The sequence below is a fragment of the Nodularia chucula CCY0103 genome (assembly GCF_963923915.1).
Classification (GTDB): Bacteria; Cyanobacteriota; Cyanobacteriia; order Cyanobacteriales; family Nostocaceae; genus Nodularia; species Nodularia chucula.
Genome location: NZ_CAWUOL010000052.1, coordinates 15,145 through 35,493, shown reverse-complemented (window position 1 = coordinate 35,493; position 20,349 = coordinate 15,145). Strand labels below are relative to the sequence as shown.

At 40.4% G+C, this 20,349-nt stretch carries 20 protein-coding genes; 13 read left to right on the top strand and 7 right to left on the bottom strand.

What is annotated here, in order from left to right; genetic code table 11:
• Positions 1-64 precede the first annotated feature (64 nt).
• Positions 65-892, bottom strand: coding sequence for a DNA adenine methylase (locus ACM0OP_RS14850; protein ID WP_414529197.1), 828 nt, complete (start codon positions 890-892; stop codon positions 65-67).
• A 158-nt stretch (positions 893-1,050) separates the two neighbouring features.
• Between ACM0OP_RS14850 and ACM0OP_RS14845 the strand changes: the two genes are divergently transcribed.
• The 3 genes from ACM0OP_RS14845 (at position 1,051) to ACM0OP_RS14835 (ending at position 2,585) form a co-directional block, all read left to right on the top strand.
• Positions 1,051-1,257 (top strand): DUF751 family protein, encoded by a 207-nt coding sequence (locus ACM0OP_RS14845; RefSeq protein WP_414529196.1) that lies wholly within the window; start codon positions 1,051-1,053, stop codon positions 1,255-1,257.
• A gap of 120 nt (positions 1,258-1,377) precedes the next feature.
• Positions 1,378-1,794: a 30S ribosome-binding factor RbfA gene (rbfA, locus tag ACM0OP_RS14840; RefSeq protein WP_414529195.1), complete on the top strand. Its 417-nt coding sequence runs from the start codon at positions 1,378-1,380 to the stop codon at positions 1,792-1,794.
• 545 nt (positions 1,795-2,339) lie between these two features.
• Positions 2,340-2,585, top strand: a complete 246-nt coding sequence (locus ACM0OP_RS14835) for a DUF4327 family protein (protein ID WP_414529194.1) — start codon at positions 2,340-2,342, stop codon at positions 2,583-2,585.
• A gap of 247 nt (positions 2,586-2,832) precedes the next feature.
• On the opposite strand, the gene ACM0OP_RS14830 is transcribed toward ACM0OP_RS14835, so the two are convergent.
• The gene (locus ACM0OP_RS14830; protein ID WP_414529193.1) at positions 2,833-3,186 is read right to left on the bottom strand and encodes a hypothetical protein; all 354 of its coding nucleotides are present in this window, start codon (positions 3,184-3,186) and stop codon (positions 2,833-2,835) included.
• Between the two features lie 343 nt (positions 3,187-3,529).
• On the opposite strand from ACM0OP_RS14830, the gene cdf31 reads away from it, so the two are divergent.
• The 5 genes from cdf31 (at position 3,530) to ACM0OP_RS14805 (ending at position 9,208) form a co-directional block, all read left to right on the top strand.
• Entirely contained in the window at positions 3,530-4,417 is an 888-nt protein-coding gene (gene cdf31, locus ACM0OP_RS14825) for a CDF family zinc efflux transporter Cdf31 (protein WP_414529192.1), read from the top strand.
• 1 nt (position 4,418) lies between these two features.
• Positions 4,419-4,586: a hypothetical protein gene (locus tag ACM0OP_RS14820; protein WP_414529191.1), complete on the top strand. Its 168-nt coding sequence runs from the start codon at positions 4,419-4,421 to the stop codon at positions 4,584-4,586.
• A gap of 317 nt (positions 4,587-4,903) precedes the next feature.
• On the top strand, positions 4,904-7,177 hold the full coding sequence (locus ACM0OP_RS14815) for an ATP-binding protein (RefSeq protein WP_414529190.1): 2,274 nt from the start codon (positions 4,904-4,906) through the stop codon (positions 7,175-7,177).
• Between the two features lie 58 nt (positions 7,178-7,235).
• Positions 7,236-7,691 carry a response regulator gene (locus ACM0OP_RS14810; RefSeq protein ID WP_414529189.1) on the top strand — a complete coding sequence of 152 codons (456 nt, stop codon included), beginning with the start codon at positions 7,236-7,238 and terminating at the stop codon, positions 7,689-7,691.
• A 2-nt stretch (positions 7,692-7,693) separates the two neighbouring features.
• Complete coding sequence (locus tag ACM0OP_RS14805) at positions 7,694-9,208, top strand: hybrid sensor histidine kinase/response regulator (protein ID WP_414529188.1); 1,515 nt, start codon at positions 7,694-7,696, stop codon at positions 9,206-9,208.
• Positions 9,209-9,342: 134 nt separating this feature from the next.
• On the opposite strand, the gene ACM0OP_RS14800 is transcribed toward ACM0OP_RS14805, so the two are convergent.
• Together ACM0OP_RS14800 and ACM0OP_RS14795 are read right to left on the bottom strand one after the other, a co-directional pair.
• Entirely contained in the window at positions 9,343-10,551 is a 1,209-nt protein-coding gene (locus tag ACM0OP_RS14800) for a 4-Cys prefix domain-containing protein (RefSeq protein WP_414529187.1), read from the bottom strand.
• A 66-nt stretch (positions 10,552-10,617) separates the two neighbouring features.
• Positions 10,618-11,454, bottom strand: a complete 837-nt coding sequence (locus tag ACM0OP_RS14795; protein WP_414529186.1) for an alpha/beta fold hydrolase — start codon at positions 11,452-11,454, stop codon at positions 10,618-10,620.
• Positions 11,455-12,075: 621 nt separating this feature from the next.
• Here ACM0OP_RS14795 and glgX point away from each other — a divergent pair.
• Positions 12,076-14,226: a glycogen debranching protein GlgX gene (glgX, locus tag ACM0OP_RS14790; RefSeq protein WP_414529185.1), complete on the top strand. Its 2,151-nt coding sequence runs from the start codon at positions 12,076-12,078 to the stop codon at positions 14,224-14,226.
• A gap of 126 nt (positions 14,227-14,352) precedes the next feature.
• Here the strand turns inward: glgX and glyA are convergent, their stop codons facing one another.
• Positions 14,353-15,636 (bottom strand): serine hydroxymethyltransferase, encoded by a 1,284-nt coding sequence (gene glyA / locus ACM0OP_RS14785; RefSeq protein WP_414529184.1) that lies wholly within the window; start codon positions 15,634-15,636, stop codon positions 14,353-14,355.
• Between the two features lie 513 nt (positions 15,637-16,149).
• On the opposite strand from glyA, the gene ACM0OP_RS14780 reads away from it, so the two are divergent.
• Both ACM0OP_RS14780 and ACM0OP_RS14775 read left to right on the top strand, forming a co-directional pair.
• Entirely contained in the window at positions 16,150-16,347 is a 198-nt protein-coding gene (locus ACM0OP_RS14780; RefSeq protein WP_414529183.1) for a hypothetical protein, read from the top strand.
• A gap of 81 nt (positions 16,348-16,428) precedes the next feature.
• Positions 16,429-16,905: a Tic20 family protein gene (locus ACM0OP_RS14775; RefSeq protein ID WP_414529182.1), complete on the top strand. Its 477-nt coding sequence runs from the start codon at positions 16,429-16,431 to the stop codon at positions 16,903-16,905.
• A 3-nt stretch (positions 16,906-16,908) separates the two neighbouring features.
• Here the strand turns inward: ACM0OP_RS14775 and ACM0OP_RS14770 are convergent, their stop codons facing one another.
• Positions 16,909-17,682: a fumarylacetoacetate hydrolase family protein gene (locus ACM0OP_RS14770; RefSeq protein ID WP_414529181.1), complete on the bottom strand. Its 774-nt coding sequence runs from the start codon at positions 17,680-17,682 to the stop codon at positions 16,909-16,911.
• Between the two features lie 400 nt (positions 17,683-18,082).
• Between ACM0OP_RS14770 and rpsF the strand changes: the two genes are divergently transcribed.
• The gene (gene rpsF, locus ACM0OP_RS14765) at positions 18,083-18,421 is read left to right on the top strand and encodes a 30S ribosomal protein S6 (protein ID WP_414529180.1); all 339 of its coding nucleotides are present in this window, start codon (positions 18,083-18,085) and stop codon (positions 18,419-18,421) included.
• A gap of 205 nt (positions 18,422-18,626) precedes the next feature.
• On the top strand, positions 18,627-19,178 hold the full coding sequence (locus ACM0OP_RS14760; protein ID WP_414529179.1) for an Npun_F5560 family protein: 552 nt from the start codon (positions 18,627-18,629) through the stop codon (positions 19,176-19,178).
• A gap of 201 nt (positions 19,179-19,379) precedes the next feature.
• Here the strand turns inward: ACM0OP_RS14760 and ACM0OP_RS14755 are convergent, their stop codons facing one another.
• Positions 19,380-19,730, bottom strand: a complete 351-nt coding sequence (locus tag ACM0OP_RS14755; protein WP_414529178.1) for an STAS domain-containing protein — start codon at positions 19,728-19,730, stop codon at positions 19,380-19,382.
• Positions 19,731-20,349 lie beyond the last annotated feature (619 nt).

The following is a 20,349-nucleotide window of genomic DNA, read 5'->3' as shown; positions in this document are numbered from 1 at the left end:
TTCTCCTCTTAACATTGCTTTATACATTTAGGTTTTGCCTCGCCCACCTACTTAATAATTACCTTTAATAAGAAGTAACTAACACTTCCGTAATTTTTCCGCGTTTTTTGGCATTAGAATTAATCGACCTTGTGGCTGATATTGTGTGAATATTAAAGTCGCTATAAAGTTTACGAATAAATTCACAATCGGAATTAGATAACATAACTTTGACTCCACGCTGGGCTAATTCTGCAAATATATCTCTGAGTTGCAATTGTTTATTTTCCCCAAAGGAATAGCTACTATAGGCTGTAAAATAGCTGGTTTCACTGAGAGGATAGTATGGGGGATCAAAATAAACAAAATCATCACCACTCTGGGCGTAATTGAGGATATTTGTAAAATCAGCTTGTTCGATTTCCGAGGTGGAAAGGGCGGCTGAAGCAGTTCTGAGGATATTCTCAGCACAAATACTAGGATTTTTATATCTTCCCACGGGGACGTTAAATTTACCCTGGGAATTAACTCGATAAAGTCCATTAAAACAGGTTTTATTCAAATATATGAGCCGAGCCGCTTTTTCGATATCATTACCTTCAGGATAGGCTCGCACATCATAGTAATAGTCTTTATTATGCTTGTTTTGATGTGCTTGCAACAAAGAGATTAACTCTTCAACATGATCTCTGACACAGCGATAAGTAGTAATTAATTCGGCGTTAATATCAGTTAATCGGGCTGCTGGAGGGTGAAGATAGAAAAAAATAGCTCCACCACCTAAAAATGGCTCGTAGTAAGTTTTATAGTGCTTGGGAAAATAGTCAATATATTGTGTGATTAACCGACCTTTCCCCCCTGCCCACTTGAGAAAGGGACGCGGGCAAGTTTCTTTGGGGATTTGACTTACCATTTATTTGCAGTTGAACTCAAAAACTCAGCTACTCAATATAACAAATATAGCCGCCGAAGCATATTTTATCGGAGTTGAGTAATTTTTGGGCGGCATAGATTACAATTGTATAGATATCAAAACAAATGTAATTGTATAGTAAGGCAGTCTATATTCAAATGTTTGACGGATTTTGGGATAACGTCTTTCGCTACCCCCGCTACTTTATTACTATCCTATTAGGGGTGTTTCTCAACACCATTGAGCCTTTAATGCCACTGTTAAAACGCCCTGTAACTTTGATAGCTCTGTTGGGTTTCCTCGTGGGTAGCCTTGTATTTGTGAGTCTCACTGTCCGGGCTATGCTGGGCTTGAGTGCAGTCTAAGCTGAAGGTATGAGGTTTTTGATCCATAGGCAGTAGCTATGGGTATGGAATGCGTTGATCTCTGTTTTCCCCAATTGATATCTATTATGTTGTACAACCTCTGTGAGGAGGCAGGATTTTATGGCTACTAATCGCCGCATTTCCCGCGTTGCTGAGTTGATTAAACGGGAAGTTAGCCAAATGCTACTCCACGGTATTAAGGATGATCGTGTGGGTACGGGAATGGTAAGTGTTACCTATGTAGATGTTTCTGGCGATCTTCAACACGCTAAGGTGTATGTGAGTATTTATGGTACAGAAGAAGCGAAGTCAGAAACTATGGCTGGCTTAAAATCAGCAACGGGCTTTGTTCGTAGTGAACTGGGTTCACGGGTCAGGCTGCGTCGTACCCCAGAAGTGATTTTTATTGAGGATGATTCCATCGAACGGGGTACTAAGGTACTATCGCTGTTGAATAAGTTGGAGTATGAGCGATCGCCCCAAAATTTGACAGCAGGTGATCATACTACTGATGAAGATGATGATTTGTTTGAATAAGTGAGTTGATACCATCCCTTTCATACAGCTTCCCCTCTGGTATAGAGGAAATATCAAGGGGCCAAAAACTTAACACCCTGAAGCCGATATGAGGTTTATCTGAGTCCAGTCAGCAAAGGATTAAATTTTTGGTGGTTTTAGGTGTCAATTCAGCCAAAGTATGATATGTTGCCTAAAAATTAGCGCTCATGCCAAGGAGGTGAGGGTAAAAAGCGGTCATTATACCAGGGTATTGCACACTATAACTATGTTTCGAGTTAATAGCAGCCAGACCTTGAGATTTAGTTAAGACGAGTCAAACTATGGTAATAACAAGTTAACTTAACTACACTAGGAACATAAATTCCGGGAAATCTTTCTTAGTAGTCAGGATTTGTTGACATTCTTAACATTTCTTTAGATAATTTGAAGGTATATAGCGTCAAAATAAAATCAGTTCCGTATAGCAAACTACAAAATCCTAGCCACAAGTGTAATCTTTGTCATGTTTGTTCTCAGCATTTTATGGGAACACTATCTACTTGTAAACTTTGTGAGTAAAAACCATGAGTGTCAATACGGTGCCTTCTATTCAATACTACTCTTACTACTCTTTGGACGTGATCCAAGATGAAGCACGCCGACTGGTGGAAAGAGGAATGGTCAGCCGACAACAGCCAATATATACCCTCTGCCAATACATCCCAGCGAGAGAGTGGGTTTGTGTGGAATGTGAGTTAGAAAAATGTGACTTTTTACTACGCGATCGCATTGGCGATCTGATTGGTCGTGAACAATGGGAGAACGACTAAATAGTCTGTGATTTAGATGGGGAATTGGGAGTTTACTTTGGGTGTCTATATTTCACACTCAGCAAATGAAAGCTGAAGTTGAAGCAGATCAACAGCACTCAATAAACGAACAATTACTTACTGTTGTTCATCGTTTTTTTAACTTAATTTTTGCTATATTCAATCAGATAATATCAGATTTTAGGATGAGGAAGTATGTCAACGGGGTAGCTTAACATCTTAAACTCCCCCGCTAATTTTTTGATGATCAACCTACTTGCTCTAAATATTGGTTAACGTCTTCAATTAGGCGCGTTAGTTCCGCTTCTGTAGTTAGGCGAATGTTGAGATTGCGGATAGTCAGTAAGACTTTAGCAGCAAAGGGAGTCGGCCAAATATTAGGATTACAAAAAACTTCTAAAAATACTTCTCCAGTGTGACGATATTCCAGAGGAGGTTGAGGAGTAACTTTACCGCCTCCGGGTGTGGGTTTATTAGCCACAGCTTTGAGACTTACCATTAATTGATCCGTTGCTACCTTTAATTCCTGTGCAGCTTGGGGTGAAAAACTGAAGGACACAGAACCCTCAAGTAGATTAAGTGTCAGAGGAGTTGAAGACATGAGTTATTTGTGAAGACTTACTGATCATTACTTATGTTACCGGAAGAGGAAGTTTTTAATGCGGAGGTTTCCCGCCATTGAGTAAATTTGGGCATGGTTGTGTGAACAAGTTTATACCAAAAATTACTGTGATTAATGATAATTATCGGCTGTAATAGTGATGGCGATCGCCTATATATCTCAGGGATAAAGCAAAATTTTAGTTATAATTAATCGCACTAAAGCTATAAAAAACCGGAGTCTAGAGACAGATATAACTCTGACTGCATAAGACTTTGACATACTTGATTTCCACTGAAAGTTTTATATTAGTAGTCATGGAAACAAATTTTTAATCTGTTTTATGACTTACGACAACCGCCGCGAAGTGCAAAAGGTGTTAATAATTACCTTATTACTGAACCTGTTAGTGATTGCATTGAAAGGATTTTTGGGGTACATGACAGGTTCTTTAAGCTTGTTAGCCGATGCGTTGCATAGTGTTACTGATGGGGCTAACAATATTTTAGGATTAGTTGCTACTAAATATTCTGCCCCTCAACCGGATATGGAACATCCTTACGGACACCAGAAATTTGAAGCTGTGGGGGCTTTAGGGATTGCAGCTTTTTTAGCCATAGCCTGCTGGCAAATTCTCCAGGGTGCTGTTGAGCGGATAATGGCGGGTGCTGAACCAGTTAATATATCCCCTGTAGAGTTGTGGTTATTGCTGATTGTCTTGGGTGTGAATATTTTTGTGGCTTTTTACGAACGTGGTGTAGGTAAGCGGGTTGGTAGTGCCATTTTGATTGCTGATGCGGCACATACCATGAGCGATGTTTGGGTAACTATAACTGTAATTGGCGGTTTAATAGGGGTTTGGCTGGGTTATCAATGGCTGGATGTGGTGTTAGCTTTTCCTGTGGCTTTGTTGGTATTTTGGACTGGTTTATCGGTTGTGAAAAGCAATTTACCTTGGCTTGTAGATCAAATGGCGATCGCACCACAAAAAATTCATGCGATCGCTACTGCTGTCCCAGGAGTGATTAATTGTCATAACATCGCCTCACGGGGTGTTCTCGGTCGCCAAGTCTTCATCGAAATGCATTTAATCGTAGACGCACCGGATGTGGAAACGGCACATCTAATTACGGAAGAAGTAGAAAGGCGATTAGAACAACGTTTTAATCCCGTGAGGATCTTAATCCATATCGAGCCACCAACATACCAATCTGAGCAAATTAGTTATTGACATGGCCAAAATTCAGCAAATTTGCGATCAATCATTGGGTGTGGGAAAAATTTTAATGACTTGTAATACACACCATTTCACTGGCAATTTTACTGCGATCGCATCATTTTTTTACCACCAAACAAATCTGCCAGCTACTTTCTCTCTAGCAATTTTGCTATTTTTTTAGTCACCAATTATACAAATTGTCAATTATATCCAGATTATTGGCAAAATTTTAATATTAATTAATATTCGGTAAACTTTATTTACACTTGGATAAATAGCGATTTACACGAAAATAGAGCAATTTTACATGAATTGTGAACTGCGGTTGCACACAAGTATAAGTCGTGAGGATGAGTCACATTAATTATCTCTCTACTATAGTTATCCTGGGAATAGGGAATATTTAAGAATTAAAAATGGTTGAAAAACTGAAAACAACTGCTGTCCTAGAATATCATCGAATATTTTAAGACTACTTATAATCACCAGGATTTAAACGTGAGTACCAACGATATTACAATCCCGCTCCAATTTGATATCAGTAACTGTAATCAAGATCCAATTCATACTCCTGGCTTGATTCAACCACATGGAGTTATTTTTACTCTCAAAGAACCAGATTTAACTATTCTGCAAGTCAGCGATAATACATTTAGTTTATTGGGTTTACAACCGCATGAACTCTTAAAGAAAAATCTCAATATTTTATTGCAATTAGACCAAATTAATTTATTAAAAGATGCTCTCAAACAGGAAGAAATAGTAAGTTTTAATCCCATTGAATTAACCATTCATACAGCAGAGAATAATCCTGGTCAATTTGATGGTATTCTTCACCGTTCCGATGGACTATTAATTTTAGAATTAGAACCGACAAGTGCAAAAAAAAGTCATGTATTTTTTACTTTTTATCATTTAATCAAGGTAGCAATTTCCAAATTACAATCTGCATCTAATTTAGCAGAAATTAGTCAAATTATTGTTAAAGAAATTAAAGAAATTACTGGGTTTGATAGAGTCATGCTCTATCGATTTGATCAAGATTGGCACGGTACAGTTATCGCCGAAGAAAAACCAGAATATTTAACATCTTATTTAGGCTTACATTATCCAGCATCTGATATCCCCGCTCAAGCCAGAAAACTTTATAGCCAAAATTGGCTCAGAATTATACCTAATATCAATTATCAACCTGCCTTAATTATACCCAGCAATAATCCTGTAACTAATGCACCTTTAGATTTGAGCAGATCAGTATTACGGAGTGTTTCACCTTTACACATTGAATATATGCAAAATATGGGTGTGAGTGCATCCATGTCAATTTCCATTATGAAAAATGGCAACCTCTGGGGACTCATAGCCTGTCATCATCAATTACCTAAATATATTCCCTATGAAATTCGTAACGCCTGTGAATTTTTGGGGCAAATTATATCTTTAGAAATGGCTGCTAAAGAAGAGAGTGAAGATATAGAATATAAGATAAATTTAAAATATTGCCATTCCCAGTTAGTGGAGTATATGTCACTAGAAAATAACTTTATTGACGGTTTAATTAATAATGAACTAAATCTGCTAAATCTGGTGAATGCTGAAGGAGCAGCCGTGTGTTTTGAGGGTAAATACTCCACAGTTGGTAAAACTCCTAGACAAGAAGATATTCGAGATTTAGTAGAATGGATCAACCAGAACCAGCATGAAGAAATTTTCTACACTGATTCCCTGGCACAAGTTTATTCAGAAGGGGAAAAACTGCGAGATGTCGCTAGCGGTTTGATAGCACTTTCCATTTCCAAAAGTCAAAAAAACTATGTTTTATGGTTTCGCCCAGAAGTTGTACAAACGGTAAATTGGGGAGGAAATCCGCGTAAACCTGTAGAAGTAAAAGAAAATGGTAGTATCCGTATATCTCCTCGAAAATCCTTTGATTTATGGCAAGAAATAGTATTATTAAAATCCCATCCCTGGAAGTCCTGTGAAGTGAATGCAGCTCTAGAGTTGAGAAGTGCAATTATTGGCGTGGTACTACGGAAAGCAGATGAACTAGCGCAGCTAAATATGGAATTAGAACGGAGTAATCATGAATTAGATGCTTTTGCTTATATAGCTTCTCATGATTTAAAAGAACCACTGCGCGGTATTCACAATTATTCAAATTTCTTGATGGAAGATTACGGTGATACTATTAATGAAGAAGGTAAAACGAAATTAAAAACCTTGATTCGTTTGACGCAGCGTATGGAGGACTTAATTGATTCACTGCTGCATTTTTCCCGTTTGGCCAGAGTGGATCTTTCCATGCAACCAACAAATCTAAATGATGTGGTACATAGCAGTTTAGACTTATTCACCGCTCGGATTGAGGAGATGAATATCGATATTCGCATTCCTAGACTACTACCAACAGTGTATTGCGATCGCATCCAAATTGGAGAAGTTTTTAATAATTTAATTGCTAATTCTATTAAATACAACGACAAACCAGAAAAATGGATTTCCATTGGTTATATAGATGAACCACTTTTACCAACTACATTTTACGTCCGAGATAATGGAATTGGTATTCGAGATAAACACTTTGAAGCAATTTTTAGGATTTTCAAAAGACTGCACGGACCAAGCAAATATGGCGGTGGTACTGGGGCGGGATTGACTATTGCTAAAAAAATAGTAGAACGACATGGAGGTAAAATTTGGCTAGATTCAACCTATGGCGAAGGTAGCACTTTTTATTTCACATTGCAGGGAGTCAATGAAAGTAGGTCTTGATTTTTCAATAGCTACCTGTTAAATATGTTTTATTCCATTAGAAAGTTTTATAAACACCATGATTGGTAATTTTGCCGAACCTTTATTAGTAGTTGAAGATAGCGATGAAGACTTTGAAGCATTTAGTAGAATTATGAAAAAACAACTTGTAATTAATCCCATTTTTCGGTGTACAGATGGTGATGATGCCTTGGAATTTCTCTACCAAACCGGGATTTATAATGATAGTAATAAATTTCCCCGTCCCTCTCTAATTTTGCTCGATCTAAATTTACCGGGAACTGATGGGCGAGAAGTACTAAGACAAATAAAGCAAGATCAAAAATTAAAATATATTCCTGTGGTTGTATTTACTACATCATCTAATCCTAAAGATATAGAGATATGTTATGGCTATTACGTTGCTAGTTATATGTTGAAGCCAATCGATATTAATAGATTGGTGGAAACTATTCAAACTTTCATTACTTATTGGCTGGATATTGTCATACTTCCTAATGCTGTTAACAACTAGTTATGGCGCAACCGCTAACTGTTTTAATTGTCGATGATTGTCCTGAAGATCGCCTGGCTTATCGTCGTTATTTACTGCAAGATCAAGAATACACTTACACAATTTTAGAAGAAGAATCGGGAGAAGGTGCGTTAACATTATGTCGGCAATTTCACCTTGATGCGATTTTATTAGATTTCTTACTGCCAGATTTAGATGGTTTGGAATTTTTGGCGGAATTAAAACAGCAATCACAGAATATCATGCCAGCAGTAATTATGTTAACTGGTTATGGTAACGAATCTGTGGCGGTACTAGCAATGAAAAGTGGTGTCCAAGACTATTTAGTTAAGGGACAAACTACAGGGGAGCGTTTGCGGTCAACTATACATTCAGCAATTAAAAATATTCATTTGAGTCGGAAGTTACAACGCAGTGAGGAACGCTACCGTTATTTGTCTAATTTAATTCCGCAGATAGTTTGGATTTGCAATATTCATGGTGAATATGAGTATGTGAACCAACGATGGTGTGAATTTACTGGACAGAGGATTTCCCAAGCTTTAGGGTTTGGCTGGAAACAAATTATCCATCCAGATGATATGCAATTGGCTATTTCGGAATGGATGAAGGCTTTGCAAAGAGGAGAACCTGATGAACAGGAAATTCGCTACAGAAAATTTGATGGTAGCTATCGTTGGTATTTAATTAGAGCTGTCCCCATTAAGAATGAACAAGGAAAAGTAGTGCAGTGGTTTGGGACTAGTACAGATATTGATGACCGCAAGCAATTGGAAGCCGAACGAGACCGACTATTACAGATGGAAACAGTCGCCCGCGCCATAGCTGAGACAGCTAATAAAACTAAAGATGAGTTTGTAGCTATGGTATCTCATGATTTGCGATCGCCACTAAATGCTATTCTCGGTTGGGCGAAATTGCTGCGAACTCGCAAACTAGACCCTGATACCATAAACAACGCCTTAGAAACCATTGAACGCAATGCCCAGTGTCAGGCTAAACTCCTAGAAGACCTATTGAATATGTCTCGCATCCTCAGAGGTGAATTGCATCTGGAAGTTTACCCAGTCAATTTAGTCAACGTCGTTCAAGCTGCTGTGGAAACTGCTTACCCCTCCGCTCATGGGAAGGATATTTATTTAGAATCTTTCATAGAAGAAACCATCCCCCCGATTATGGGTGATACTAACCGATTGTTACAAGTTTTAGGTAATTTACTCGCCAACGCCATTAAATTTACCCCATCTGGTGGGAAGATTAGAGTAAAACTGGCAAAAACTGATCAGTCTACAATTCTCATCCAAGTTAGTGATACAGGTAGCGGTATAGACCCAGAATTTCTCCCCTACGTCTTTGAAAGGTATCGTCAAGCCGATTGTAGTGGTAAACACACTGGTTTAGGACTAGGTTTAGCGATCGCCAGTCATTTAGTAGAATTACACGGAGGTACTATTACCGCAGATAGTCCAGGAAAAGGACTAGGAGCTACTTTTAGCATCCACTTACCTTGTAACTGATTTAAACTATAATAACGGACATATTGGTTAGGACATCATAATTGTGGTTTTAAGGGAACAGGGAACAGGAAATGTCCTAACTACCTTGGCGGTTGCTATATCAGTCAAACAACTCCCCACACTCCCCACACTCCCTACTCCCCAGCTATAGTAGTAAAATCTTTAACCGAACCCAAAGAATAATCTTCTAACTTAAAATCAGCAAAAGGTTTATTTTCTAACCTATCCCGTAAAGCCTCATCGAGAATCACACCTGCTGAAGCTTCCTTCACACCAATAATCATCACAGTTCCTTGGTATGCAGTTAAATTTTGATTGTCCTCACAATTAACACCTTGAAATTGACCCAGATTTAATAAACGATAGCCTTGGACACTGGGTGTATTACTAAATAACCTAGTTGCTAAACCTTTAATTTGCTGAGAGCGTTCTAAAGCCTTCCGTTCTTGAACTGCTGGATTTCCCCCACAACTAGCCATACCCACAGCAATAATTTCATTAGGCTCAGTCATTATTTGCTGAATCCCCCCTTGCTCTAGCTGTAAATTTAAAACATCAATACTAATAGTTTTCTGATTATATTTAAGTTGAAAATTACTCCCAGCTAACCATTTATATTTAACTGACAAAACAGCTATATTAAACTTAGCAACCTTACCTTGACTATCCCTACCTTCCTGATAACCAAAATAATCAACCATACCTTTCCTTTGCGGTGATTGTGTAGATTTTGATAAATTACTAAACTGGGGTAAAAGTGTTGCCCAAGCTGTTAAACCTAGTAAACTCAAAGCAACTATAAAAGCTGAAAACAGGGCTGTGAGAGGTAATTTTTCAGTATCCTTAGAAGAATGGGGTAAACTAACATCAGTTTGAGAACCATTAACCACATTTATAGGGATAAATTGTTTCAACCATTCCACAGATGCTGCTGGGGAAATTAGACCGTTTTGCTGCTGTAACCACCCGTCTAACTGCGGTTGGTCAATTTTGTCCATGACAATACAATGCAGAATTAAACCATTTCTAGTTTGATATTGAAAATAACCTGCAAATGGGGGAATATCTGGATTATTCAGACATTCTAACAGTGATGCTTCTTGGCAAAATATTTCCACTGCTTCAGCATCATGGGAAAACTGTTGATCAAGTACTTTCAGGATTTTGGGTGTACTTTGTTCATCAGCAGCATAAACTTTGCTAAAACCATTTTTCTCACTCAACAGACTTATCACCCGATAACGTCCTAGCAATTCCAAGGGAGAACCACAACTTTTACAAAAACGGTCTCGATTACCTGAGTGATGTGGTTGAGGACAAACGGGATTAATACAAAGACTCATGATTGGGATTGGGTTCAGTAAATGTAAGTTGGGTGGTGCTGCGCTTAACCCTTGATAACTGTTGACCTACTTAAATTCTGCTAAAAATTCAGCTATAGCGCGATTAAAGGCTTCAGGTTCCGTCAAAAACGGCCAATGATTACCAGGAACCTGCAACAGGCGGAAATTTTTCAGGTGGGTTTTATAAGGTTTGATTTGCCAATTTTGCCGATTTAGACCTTTTTCTGGCTGTATGAACAAGCTAGGAGTAGCAACAGATTCAATAAAACCAGGAACACACATAACATCATTAAAAATTCCATCACGGGCGGCGATAGTAAATTTACTCCCCCAAGTCCCATCTGGTTTTTGTTCAATTCCGGCTTTAAATACTTGCTGTTGTAAGCTAGTCCAGCCCTCATATTGCTTTAACTGACGCGCTTGTGTTTCCGCTTCTGCGTAACTAGCAAAAGGTCCCATACCTTTGAGGAAAGACAAGAAACGGTATAACAAAGGAAAACTTAATTGCAATAAACTGGGCATTTTCCAGATAAAAATGGGGTCAACTAAAACCATACTGCGTAACCGTTCTGGATTTTGTCTCGCCCAAATAGCCGCTAGTTTACCAGTCCATGAGTGGCTGACAATGTGTGCAGAAGTCCATCCCAAATGATTTATTAAGGCTTCTAAATCTGCGATCGCACTAGTAAAGCTATAATCATCTTCTGGTTTAGTGCTTTCACCATGACCACGCATATCCGGCGCAACTATGTGATAATCTGCCCCTAAGTAATCTCCCAAACTAGACCACACCAAAGCGTTATCAGCTAAACCATGTAACAACAGCAAAGGTTCTTTACCCTGCTTCCACTCTAAATAAGAAAGATCAATATCAGGTGTTGATAAAGTGTGACGTAAAGACATTTTTATGAATTTTGAAAAGACAACTACAAATTTATCGTACTTCCTTGTAGACAATAAGAGGTAGGATGCAGGCTTATACTATTTATCCTGATAGTAGTTGCAGGGATTGCTATAGCAATCGCCAAGGACGTTAGGAAATAAACTCATCATAAAAGTTAGACCCCGAAAGGCTTTTACCCTACTCCCTACTCCCCACTCCCCAGCTATATATTTTATTTGACCTTTTTCGATTGAGAAATATAATGATGTAACATAGCCAAGAACATCAAAATATAACTGGCATAAATCGCCATACTGAAAGTTACAAAAGTAGGTAAATTCCAACTTCTGATTAAATTTATCATCAAAAAACTAACAATTATACTAGCTATAAAAGCTAACAAACTTTTATTTAAAACCATCTGTTAAATATCAGTAATTGACAATGAGTTTATTCATACTTGATTATGGGCTTTCATACCGTAAATAATGTTACCTAATAATCCTATTTCCAGTTAATTTAGATTAGTTTTATAAATTCCTCCCCCATACAAGACAATAAACAAACTGGTATTGCCCTAATTCCTCACTTAGTCTCATACTGAAGTAAGTGTATTTCTTCCTTCAAGGAAGCTCGAAGATATGTATCTTTCTCTCTGGCCTGGTAAACCCTATCCTTTAGGAGCAACTTGGGATGGTAAAGGCACTAACTTTGCTCTATTCTCCGAAAACGCTACAGGAGTTGAATTGTGCCTGTTTGACCAGCAAGATAGAGAAACTAGACTCACTCTCACAGAAGTTAGTAACTTTACTTGGCATTGCTACGTACCTGCAATCGTCCCTGGACAACGATATGGATTTAGGGTACACGGCCCCTTTAACCCCCAAGAAGGGCATCGCTTTAACCCCAATAAGCTGCTAATAGACCCCTACGCCAAAGCACTAGATGGCGAAATCGGTTTTGGGGAAGAAATTTTTGGCTATCGCTGGGATGATCCTCAAGAGGATTTGGGATTTTCGGAACTGGATGACGCGCACCTCGTACCAAAAGCCGTAGTTGTGGATGAATCCTTTGATTGGGAAGGGGATGAATTGTTACAGACCCCTTGGCACGAAACGGTAATTTATGAAGCCCATGTTAAAGGTTTTACCAAACTACACACAGAAATTCCTTCTAAGCTACGGGGAACCTATGCTGGCCTCGCACATCCGGCTAGTATTTCTCATCTGCAATCTTTGGGTGTGACAGCTGTGGAATTAATGCCTGTTCATCATTATCTGGCATACCCCCGACACTTGGTAGATACAGGACTCAGAAACTACTGGGGTTATGACTCTATTTGTTATCTGGCTCCCTACACTGGCTATAGTGCGAATCCGGGTCAAGGAGAGCAGGTAAAAGAGTTTAAGCAGATGGTAAAAGCACTACACAAAGCCGGTATTGAGGTGATTTTAGATGTAGTTTACAACCATACTGGGGAAGGCAATAATTTAGGGCCGACCTTATCTCTGCGGGGTATAGATAATACCTCTTATTATCGCCTTGTGGATGGAAATGCTCGTTATTATATGGACTTCACTGGTTGCGGTAATTCTTTAAATGTGCGCCATCCCCAGGTGCTGAAACTGATTATGGATAGTCTGCGTTACTGGGTGCTGGAAATGCACGTTGATGGTTTCCGCTTTGACTTAGCTTCAGCACTAGCACGAGAACTCTACGCAGTTGACAGGCTGGCGGCTTTCTTTGATATCATTCACCAAGACCCGGTGTTAGCAGAGGTGAAATTGATTGCTGAACCCTGGGATGTGGGTGAAGGTGGCTATCAAGTGGGTGAATTTCCTCTGCTATGGTCGGAATGGAATGGCAGATATAGGGACACTGTGCGCGACTTTTGGCGGGGTGAAGATAGTCGTTTGGCAGAATTTGCCTATCGGTTTACGGGTAGTTCTGACTTGTATCAGTTAAACGGGCGCAATCCCAGTGCTAGTATTAATTTTGTCACAGCCCATGATGGTTTTACGCTGAATGATTTAGTCAGTTACAACGAAAAACACAATGAGGCTAATGGAGAAGACAGTCGGGATGGGGAAAATCATAACCGCTCTTGGAACTGTGGTGCAGAAGGGAAAACTGATGATCCGGTAATTCGCAAGTTACGGAAACAGCAACGGCGGAACTTTCTCGCTACTTTGTTACTTTCCCAAGGTGTACCAATGTTGGTGATGGGGGACGAAATGGGGCGGACTCAAGGCGGTAATAACAACACCTACTGTCAAGATAATCAAGTTTCTTGGTTAGATTGGGATTTACCAGAGGAAAATGAGGCGCTGTTAGATTTCACCCGTCAGCTGATTGATTTTCGCCGCAAGCATCCAGTTTTCCGGAGACGGAAGTGGTTCCAAGGTAGGGCTATTCACGGTTCTGGGGTGCATGACATTGGTTGGTTTAATCCCGATGGTCAGCAGATGACAGAGGAACAGTGGAATAAAGGTTTTACTAAGGCTATTGGTATTTTCTTGAATGGTGAAGAAATAGCTACTCCTGGGCCACGGGGGGAACGCATTCTGGATGATTCTTTCTTGTGGTGCTTTAATGCTCACCATGAAATGTTGGAATTTTCTCTTCCCAAAGGGTTGCAGAATTGGGAGTGGCTGACGATTATTGACACCACTAAGCCACGCTTTGTACAACGAGGTAAACGCTATATTGATGATAAATCAATTCCTGTAGCTGGGCGATCGCTTGTAGTTTTACAGCGTTTGGGTAGGGCTTTATTCGACGATGGGGAGTAGGGAGTAGGGATTGGGGACTGGGGATTGGGGACTGGGGACTGGGGATTGGGGACTGGGTATTTCTTCCCCCCTGCACCCTGCACCCTGCCCCCTGCCTCTTCTTCCCCCTCCCCCCTCGTTGATACCTTATGCTAAGGCTGGTACAGGAATTTGGAGATGTGAGTACAAGGGGAAGCGATCGCACAATGCGGCTACCCGTTGGCGACAATCTGCGGCTACTGTTTCAGAATCAGGCGACAATAGTCTGTCAGCAATAATATTGCCAATTTCTGTAAATTCTGTGACACCCATACCCCGTGTTGTCATGGCTGGAGAACCTAATCTCAAACCACTGGTAACAAATGGTGATTGCGGGTCAAAGGGAACTGTATTTTTATTGGCGGTAATATTCACCTGACTCACCAATTGGTCAGCTTGTTTTCCTGTCAATCCAATATTCTGTAAATCTACTAACATCAAATGATTGTCTGTACCATTTGACACTAGTTTTAAACCACGGTTTTGCAGTTGACTGGCCAAGGCGCGGGCATTTTCAATTACTTGAGCAGAATACTCTTTAAATTCCGGCTTCAGTGCTTCACCAAAAGCTACTGCTTTACCTGCAATTACGTGTTCTAGCGGTCCGCCTTGAGTACCAGGGAAAACAGATTTATCCAGCTTTTTACCGAGTTCTGCATCACGGGTCAAAATCAACCCACCACGAGGGCCACGGAGGGTTTTATGAGTAGTTGTTGTCACTACATCACAGAAAGGAATGGGATTAGGATGCAAACCGCTAGCGACTAAACCGGCGATATGGGCAATATCTGCGAGTAAGTAAGCGCCCACTTCATCAGCGATGCTGCGGAATTTAGCAAAATCAATCACACGGGGATAGGCGGAATATCCACAAATTAAGAGCTTGGGACGCTCCCTCAGCGCCTGCTCTCGAATTTGTTCGTAGTCTAGCTGTTCTGTTTCTTGGCTAACACCATAGTGGCAAACTTGGAACCATTTACCGGAAACGTTCACCGGGGAACCGTGGGTAAGATGTCCCCCATGTGATAAATCCATCCCCATTATTTTGTCCCCGGGTTGCAGCAATGTCAGAAAAACTGCAAAATTTGCTTGTGCGCCGGAATGGGGTTGAACATTGGCGTGAGCCGCATCAAATAGCTGTTTAGCTCTGTCGATGGCGATTTGCTCCACTTGATCGACAAATTCACAACCGCCATAGTAACGCTTACCGGGTAATCCTTCAGCGTATTTATTGGTTAATACTGAACCTTGGGCTGCTAATACAGCAGATGAAGTAAAGTTTTCGCTAGCGATTAACTCTAGGTGGTCTCGTTGGCGCTGTAGTTCTTGATTAATTAATTCGGCGATCGCCGGGTCGGAGTTAGCCAAAAATTCGGAATTTGTTCTAGTCACTTAAATTTATCCTTGGTGGAATTTTGCACCTCAGTCACCATTTCTTTAGTGCTGACTTTTTAATTATCTGCAAATTTTTTCCTGAATTTAAAATTTTACCAAAAAATCGGTGTAAAGCCCCTTCCTTCTAGGTATAGCAACCGATGGGAAGTGTGGGAAGTAAGTCGAAGTATGCCGAAGTGTCCCAATCCCCACTCCCCACTCCCTGTTTTTGTATGATTTGTTACAAAATAACTAATATTAGTGATACATAACATAAAATAAATTCAAGTTGACTAGGCATTTTTTCTGTTTACCGAAGAGGCAGAGGGGAAGAAGAGACAGGGGGCAGGCTTGCCGTGAGCGTAGCCGAATGGGTGCAGGGTGCAGGGGGGAAAAGTTCTTACTTCCTAGTTCCCAATCCCCAATCCCCAATCCCCAATCCCCAATCCCCAATCCCCTGCTTCTTTTGACCGCCCATCACTTCCAGGGCAATATAAACACCCATAATCAAAATTTATTAGGAGGGATGCGATGTTAGTCATTTTAATGGATAATCAAATCCTTGCTCCGGCGCAAGTTTGTCAGTCTTGTTTACTGGCTAACGATAGTGGTCAACCCCGTTGGTATGGGGGTAAATTGCGATGCGGTCAAGCAATTCGCCAACTCACAGCACAGCAGCCAGCGCAATATGAATGTCTGATGGGTTTCCGCGTTGCTGATATAGAATAATCCTTATTTTTCAGCAACACTAAGCAATTGCGTTATCCTAAGCTGAAGAAGTCTTAAATTTTAGCTATAGGAGAAACGATCATGACTTGGCGCGGGTCTACAACAGTTCCTGACCGGATTTTTGCCTGTTTACCTTATGTACTACCTTTGGTTGAAGGTATGGGCTTTGGGAGCTATTTGTTCAGAGATTTTCCCTTCCTCACTTTATTGTTGATTCCATTGAGTCCCATATTGGCAATTTATCGTAATGTGCCTTTTGTCAGCCTGATTATTTTCTTTGGTTTGTTCTTCTTCGTGGTCAGAAACGAAAAAATTAATCACTTCATTCGTTTCAACACTATGCAAGCTATTCTATTGAACATTGTTATATTCTTGTGTTCCATAGTGTTGCAAATTGTCAGTCCCATTCCTGGTGCTAGTTTTGCTTTAGAAATTATCTCTAACACCATTTTTCTGGGCATAGTGGCAGCAGTTGTCTATTCTGTTGCTCAATCCCTGTTGGGGCGTTATGCAGAAATTCCCGCAATTTCTGATGCAGTGCATTTACAAGTCCGCTAATAGTTAACGCCTCGCTACTTTATTTTCTAGGCGACCAATGCCTTCAATTTCAATGCGGATGCGATCGCCTTCGTGCAGTTGTCCCACACCCATTGGCGTACCAGTTAGCACCACGTCCCCTGGTAATAGTGTCATCACCTGACTGATGTAAGACACCAAAGCATCAGGGGCAAACACCATCTGATCAATACCAGCAGATTGTACAGGGGTAACATCCTCATTCAAAAATGTCTGCAATCTTGCCCCAGGATTCAATTCTCGGACAATCCAAGGGCCTAAAGGACAGAATGTATCAAAACCTTTGGCGCGTGTCCATTGGCCGTCTTTTTGTTGTAAGTCCCGCGCTGTGACATCGTTAGCAATGGTATAGCCCCAGATTTTGGTTTGGGCTTCTTCTATTGTGCAGTCACAGGTGCGATCGCCAATCACCAATGCTAACTCACCTTCATAATCTACCCGTTGCGACTGGGGTGGATACATAATTTCTGTTTCCGTAGCAATCAAGGACGTTGATGGCTTCAGAAATATTAATGGTTCTTGAGGGACTGTACTTCCCATTTCTTCAGCATGATCTGCATAATTCTTGCCTACCGCCACAACCTTTGAGGGCGCACAGGGAGTCAGAATTTGGTAATTTTCTGGCTCTATAATTAAATCTGTGGGTTGCCCTTGTAACCACGGTGGAGCATCTAGCACCTGCACATTCAGGGATAGTTGTAGCAATCCATAGTAAATCTTCCCTTCTAGATTTTGAACTCGCACATAGCGCTGCGCCATAACCTTGATTAATATCCTTTTGTCTGCGATTAAAAGCCGTTAGCGGGAGCAATCTGGAGTCTTTGGTAGGCCTTAGCCTGACTGAGACTGATTACTATAGTTTCAATTGCGAAAGTATAACTGTACTATCCCCTTAACTTTATTGATCTTTGACTTGTGAACCAGCCTTTTTAGTAAAATCAGGGCTTTTTGCCCCGTGGGTGGGCTGACTCCCTCATCGCCTCCAGGCAGTTTTAGATGAAAAATACAAATTTTGCGGACTTAGGTCATGATTCAAATTGAAAACTGGTAAGATTATAGTTCCTTGTTGCTTAAATGTTGATTACTACTTGTATCTTTTACGATACTTTTGTATAAAATCACATCAGCAGCCCCTTCGTCCATAAGGTGACTTAAAATCATGTCCATAGTTTACGAAACAATTTACATTCTCCGTCCTGATTTAGGAGATGAACAGGTAGAGCAAGCCGTTACTAAATACCAGAACTTGCTCACTGAACAAGGTGCAGAAAATATAGAAATTCAAAATCGTGGTAAACGTCGCCTAGCTTATGAAATTAAAAAGCATCGGGATGGCATCTACATTCAAATGAACTACATCGGTGGAGGAAAAGCCATCGCTCCTATGGAACGTGCCATGCGTTTGAGTGAAGAGGTAATTCGTTACTTAACCATCAAGCAAGATGTACCAGAGGAAACAGTAGAAGAAGCTGAAGAAGCAGTTCCCGTTTCTGCCTAAACTTCCCCTTCGCTGGTGCTGGGTATTGAGTGTTAATTACTCATTACTCAGTACTTAAAACAAGAAATCTTACAAAAATTTAACCAGTTGCCATATTCTGGGTTAAGTTGGGAATGCTAAATTAACAACTAATTGCTCAAAGCAATACCATCGCAGTTATACCTAAAATTCGACAAGCATTCGTCAATGGGAGCTGTAAGCCACTGTGAGCCAAACTGACACACCCAACATCCAAGCTCTCTCTACTGAGGTATCGCAGCTGCGCCAAGAGTTGCAGCTCCGTGATCAATTAGTACAGCAGCTATCTCAAGAACTCTTCCGACTGGTAAAGGGTAACAATAGCTTTATGCAGCAGCGCTCTGAACCTGAATTGGATTCAAGTCATCTGCAAGCATTACAAGAACAATTACAAGCAGTTGAGCAACAGGTAACGTTCTATCAAGAACAAATTACCACCCGTGATACTGAAATCTACCAACTGCGCCAGTCAGTACAAGAACTCACCGACCGTAGTCGGATGTTAGAGCAAGTTGTACAAGAGTTACCGCAAATTTACCGTCGCAAGTTTGAGGAGCGTATGGCTCCAGTTAGAGAAAAAGTCGCTATTCTACAACGGGAAAACCGCAAACTACAAGCAGAATTACAAAGTGTAAGTTACCGCTTGGCCATTAAAACTCGCACAGCTAGTCATAGTGGTATTGATTTACCGAATTTTGGCCGCCCATTATCCGAGACAAATAATATTTCTGCTGTCTAGAAACCTTGATAATTATTGAACAACAATAAACCACTTGCCTTTGGGGAAGTGGTCAATCATGGAAAATTTTAGTGTGAGTTTGGCTGCTATAGAAATTTCCCTGGAAATCAGGAAAAAAGAAATAGTGAAACCTTTATGAGTGAAAAGTTTCAACCCTATTCCCTCTTGACTGCGACCATTTATGATCTCTACAGCTTTAAATTAGCTAGCTAAAGCTAAGTTTTTGTCTATATTATTGGTGAAAATATCATCATAAGTGTCGAAAATTTCAAACACTGAATCTAGTTGTGTTAGTTCCAAAATCAATCTTACCGGAGCTTGCACATTGCACAAAACTAAACGACAACCAATTTCACGTGCAGATGTTAGTCCATCAATTAATGGGACTAAGCCTGAACTGTCCATGAAATCCACTTCTGATAGATCAATAACCCAGAGTTGATCTGGTTGGGGTGTAACTGCTAGCATCTGTTGACTAAAAGCCGTTCCACCCTGTAAATCGATACTGCCTTGGGGTTGAAATAAAACTACTTTATTTGGTGAGATACTCATGAGTTTAGTTATGTATAGAACAAGTAAAAGAACAGAAATTTAACATCAATACTGATTCAGTCTCAAAGGCAAAATTACTGTTTGATTCTGAGCTTGATTGAGTTATGGCTCTGGGGTTGAGACAATTTATTTCAGTGTTTATGTCGTATATTTTTTCTTAACTCTCTTAAGTATAGGCATAATGCCCTAGCAATTTCGGTATCAACCGTATCTTTTATGATATTTTCACATTATAGCGGAATTTCCATGAATATTTGATAAAAACCCTGGACTATACAGCACTAAGTATGTATTTATGCTAGCTAGGGCTAAGGTAGGGAGTAGGGAGTAGGGAGTAGGGAGTAGGGAGTGGGGAGTAGGGAGTAGGGAGTGGGGTAAAAGCCTTTTGGTGTCTAACTTTTATGATCAGTTTATGTCCTAACGTGTATGCGTAGTAATATATCCCGGCGATCGCACATATAGCTGAGGATTGGGGATTGGGGACTGGGGATTGGGGACTGGGGATTGGGGACTGGGTATTAGGGATTAGGAATTAGGGATTAGGAATTAGGAATTTTCCCCCCTGCTCCCTGCTCCCTGCTCCCTGCTCCCTTGCCTCTTTTTTCCCCCCTGCACCCTG

Bases quoted from the DNA above. Each gene is read 5' to 3' on its own strand.
- ACM0OP_RS14780 (WP_414529183.1), top strand. From the start codon at position 16,150: ATGTTAGTCATTTTAATGGATAATCAAATCCTTGCTCCGGCGCAAGTT.
- ACM0OP_RS14770 (WP_414529181.1), bottom strand. From the start codon at position 17,682: ATGGCGCAGCGCTATGTGCGAGTTCAAAATCTAGAAGGGAAGATTTAC.
- ACM0OP_RS14800 (WP_414529187.1), bottom strand. From the start codon at position 10,551: ATGAGTCTTTGTATTAATCCCGTTTGTCCTCAACCACATCACTCAGGT.
- ACM0OP_RS14850 (WP_414529197.1), bottom strand. From the start codon at position 892: ATGGTAAGTCAAATCCCCAAAGAAACTTGCCCGCGTCCCTTTCTCAAG.
- glgX (WP_414529185.1), top strand. From the start codon at position 12,076: ATGTATCTTTCTCTCTGGCCTGGTAAACCCTATCCTTTAGGAGCAACT.
- rpsF (WP_414529180.1), top strand. From the start codon at position 18,083: ATGTCCATAGTTTACGAAACAATTTACATTCTCCGTCCTGATTTAGGA.
- ACM0OP_RS14810 (WP_414529189.1), top strand. From the start codon at position 7,236: ATGATTGGTAATTTTGCCGAACCTTTATTAGTAGTTGAAGATAGCGAT.
- ACM0OP_RS14830 (WP_414529193.1), bottom strand. From the start codon at position 3,186: ATGTCTTCAACTCCTCTGACACTTAATCTACTTGAGGGTTCTGTGTCC.
- ACM0OP_RS14820 (WP_414529191.1), top strand. From the start codon at position 4,419: ATGGCCAAAATTCAGCAAATTTGCGATCAATCATTGGGTGTGGGAAAA.
- ACM0OP_RS14845 (WP_414529196.1), top strand. From the start codon at position 1,051: ATGTTTGACGGATTTTGGGATAACGTCTTTCGCTACCCCCGCTACTTT.
- ACM0OP_RS14835 (WP_414529194.1), top strand. From the start codon at position 2,340: ATGAGTGTCAATACGGTGCCTTCTATTCAATACTACTCTTACTACTCT.
- ACM0OP_RS14805 (WP_414529188.1), top strand. From the start codon at position 7,694: ATGGCGCAACCGCTAACTGTTTTAATTGTCGATGATTGTCCTGAAGAT.
- ACM0OP_RS14775 (WP_414529182.1), top strand. From the start codon at position 16,429: ATGACTTGGCGCGGGTCTACAACAGTTCCTGACCGGATTTTTGCCTGT.
- ACM0OP_RS14755 (WP_414529178.1), bottom strand. From the start codon at position 19,730: ATGAGTATCTCACCAAATAAAGTAGTTTTATTTCAACCCCAAGGCAGT.
- cdf31 (WP_414529192.1), top strand. From the start codon at position 3,530: ATGACTTACGACAACCGCCGCGAAGTGCAAAAGGTGTTAATAATTACC.
- rbfA (WP_414529195.1), top strand. From the start codon at position 1,378: ATGGCTACTAATCGCCGCATTTCCCGCGTTGCTGAGTTGATTAAACGG.
- ACM0OP_RS14795 (WP_414529186.1), bottom strand. From the start codon at position 11,454: ATGTCTTTACGTCACACTTTATCAACACCTGATATTGATCTTTCTTAT.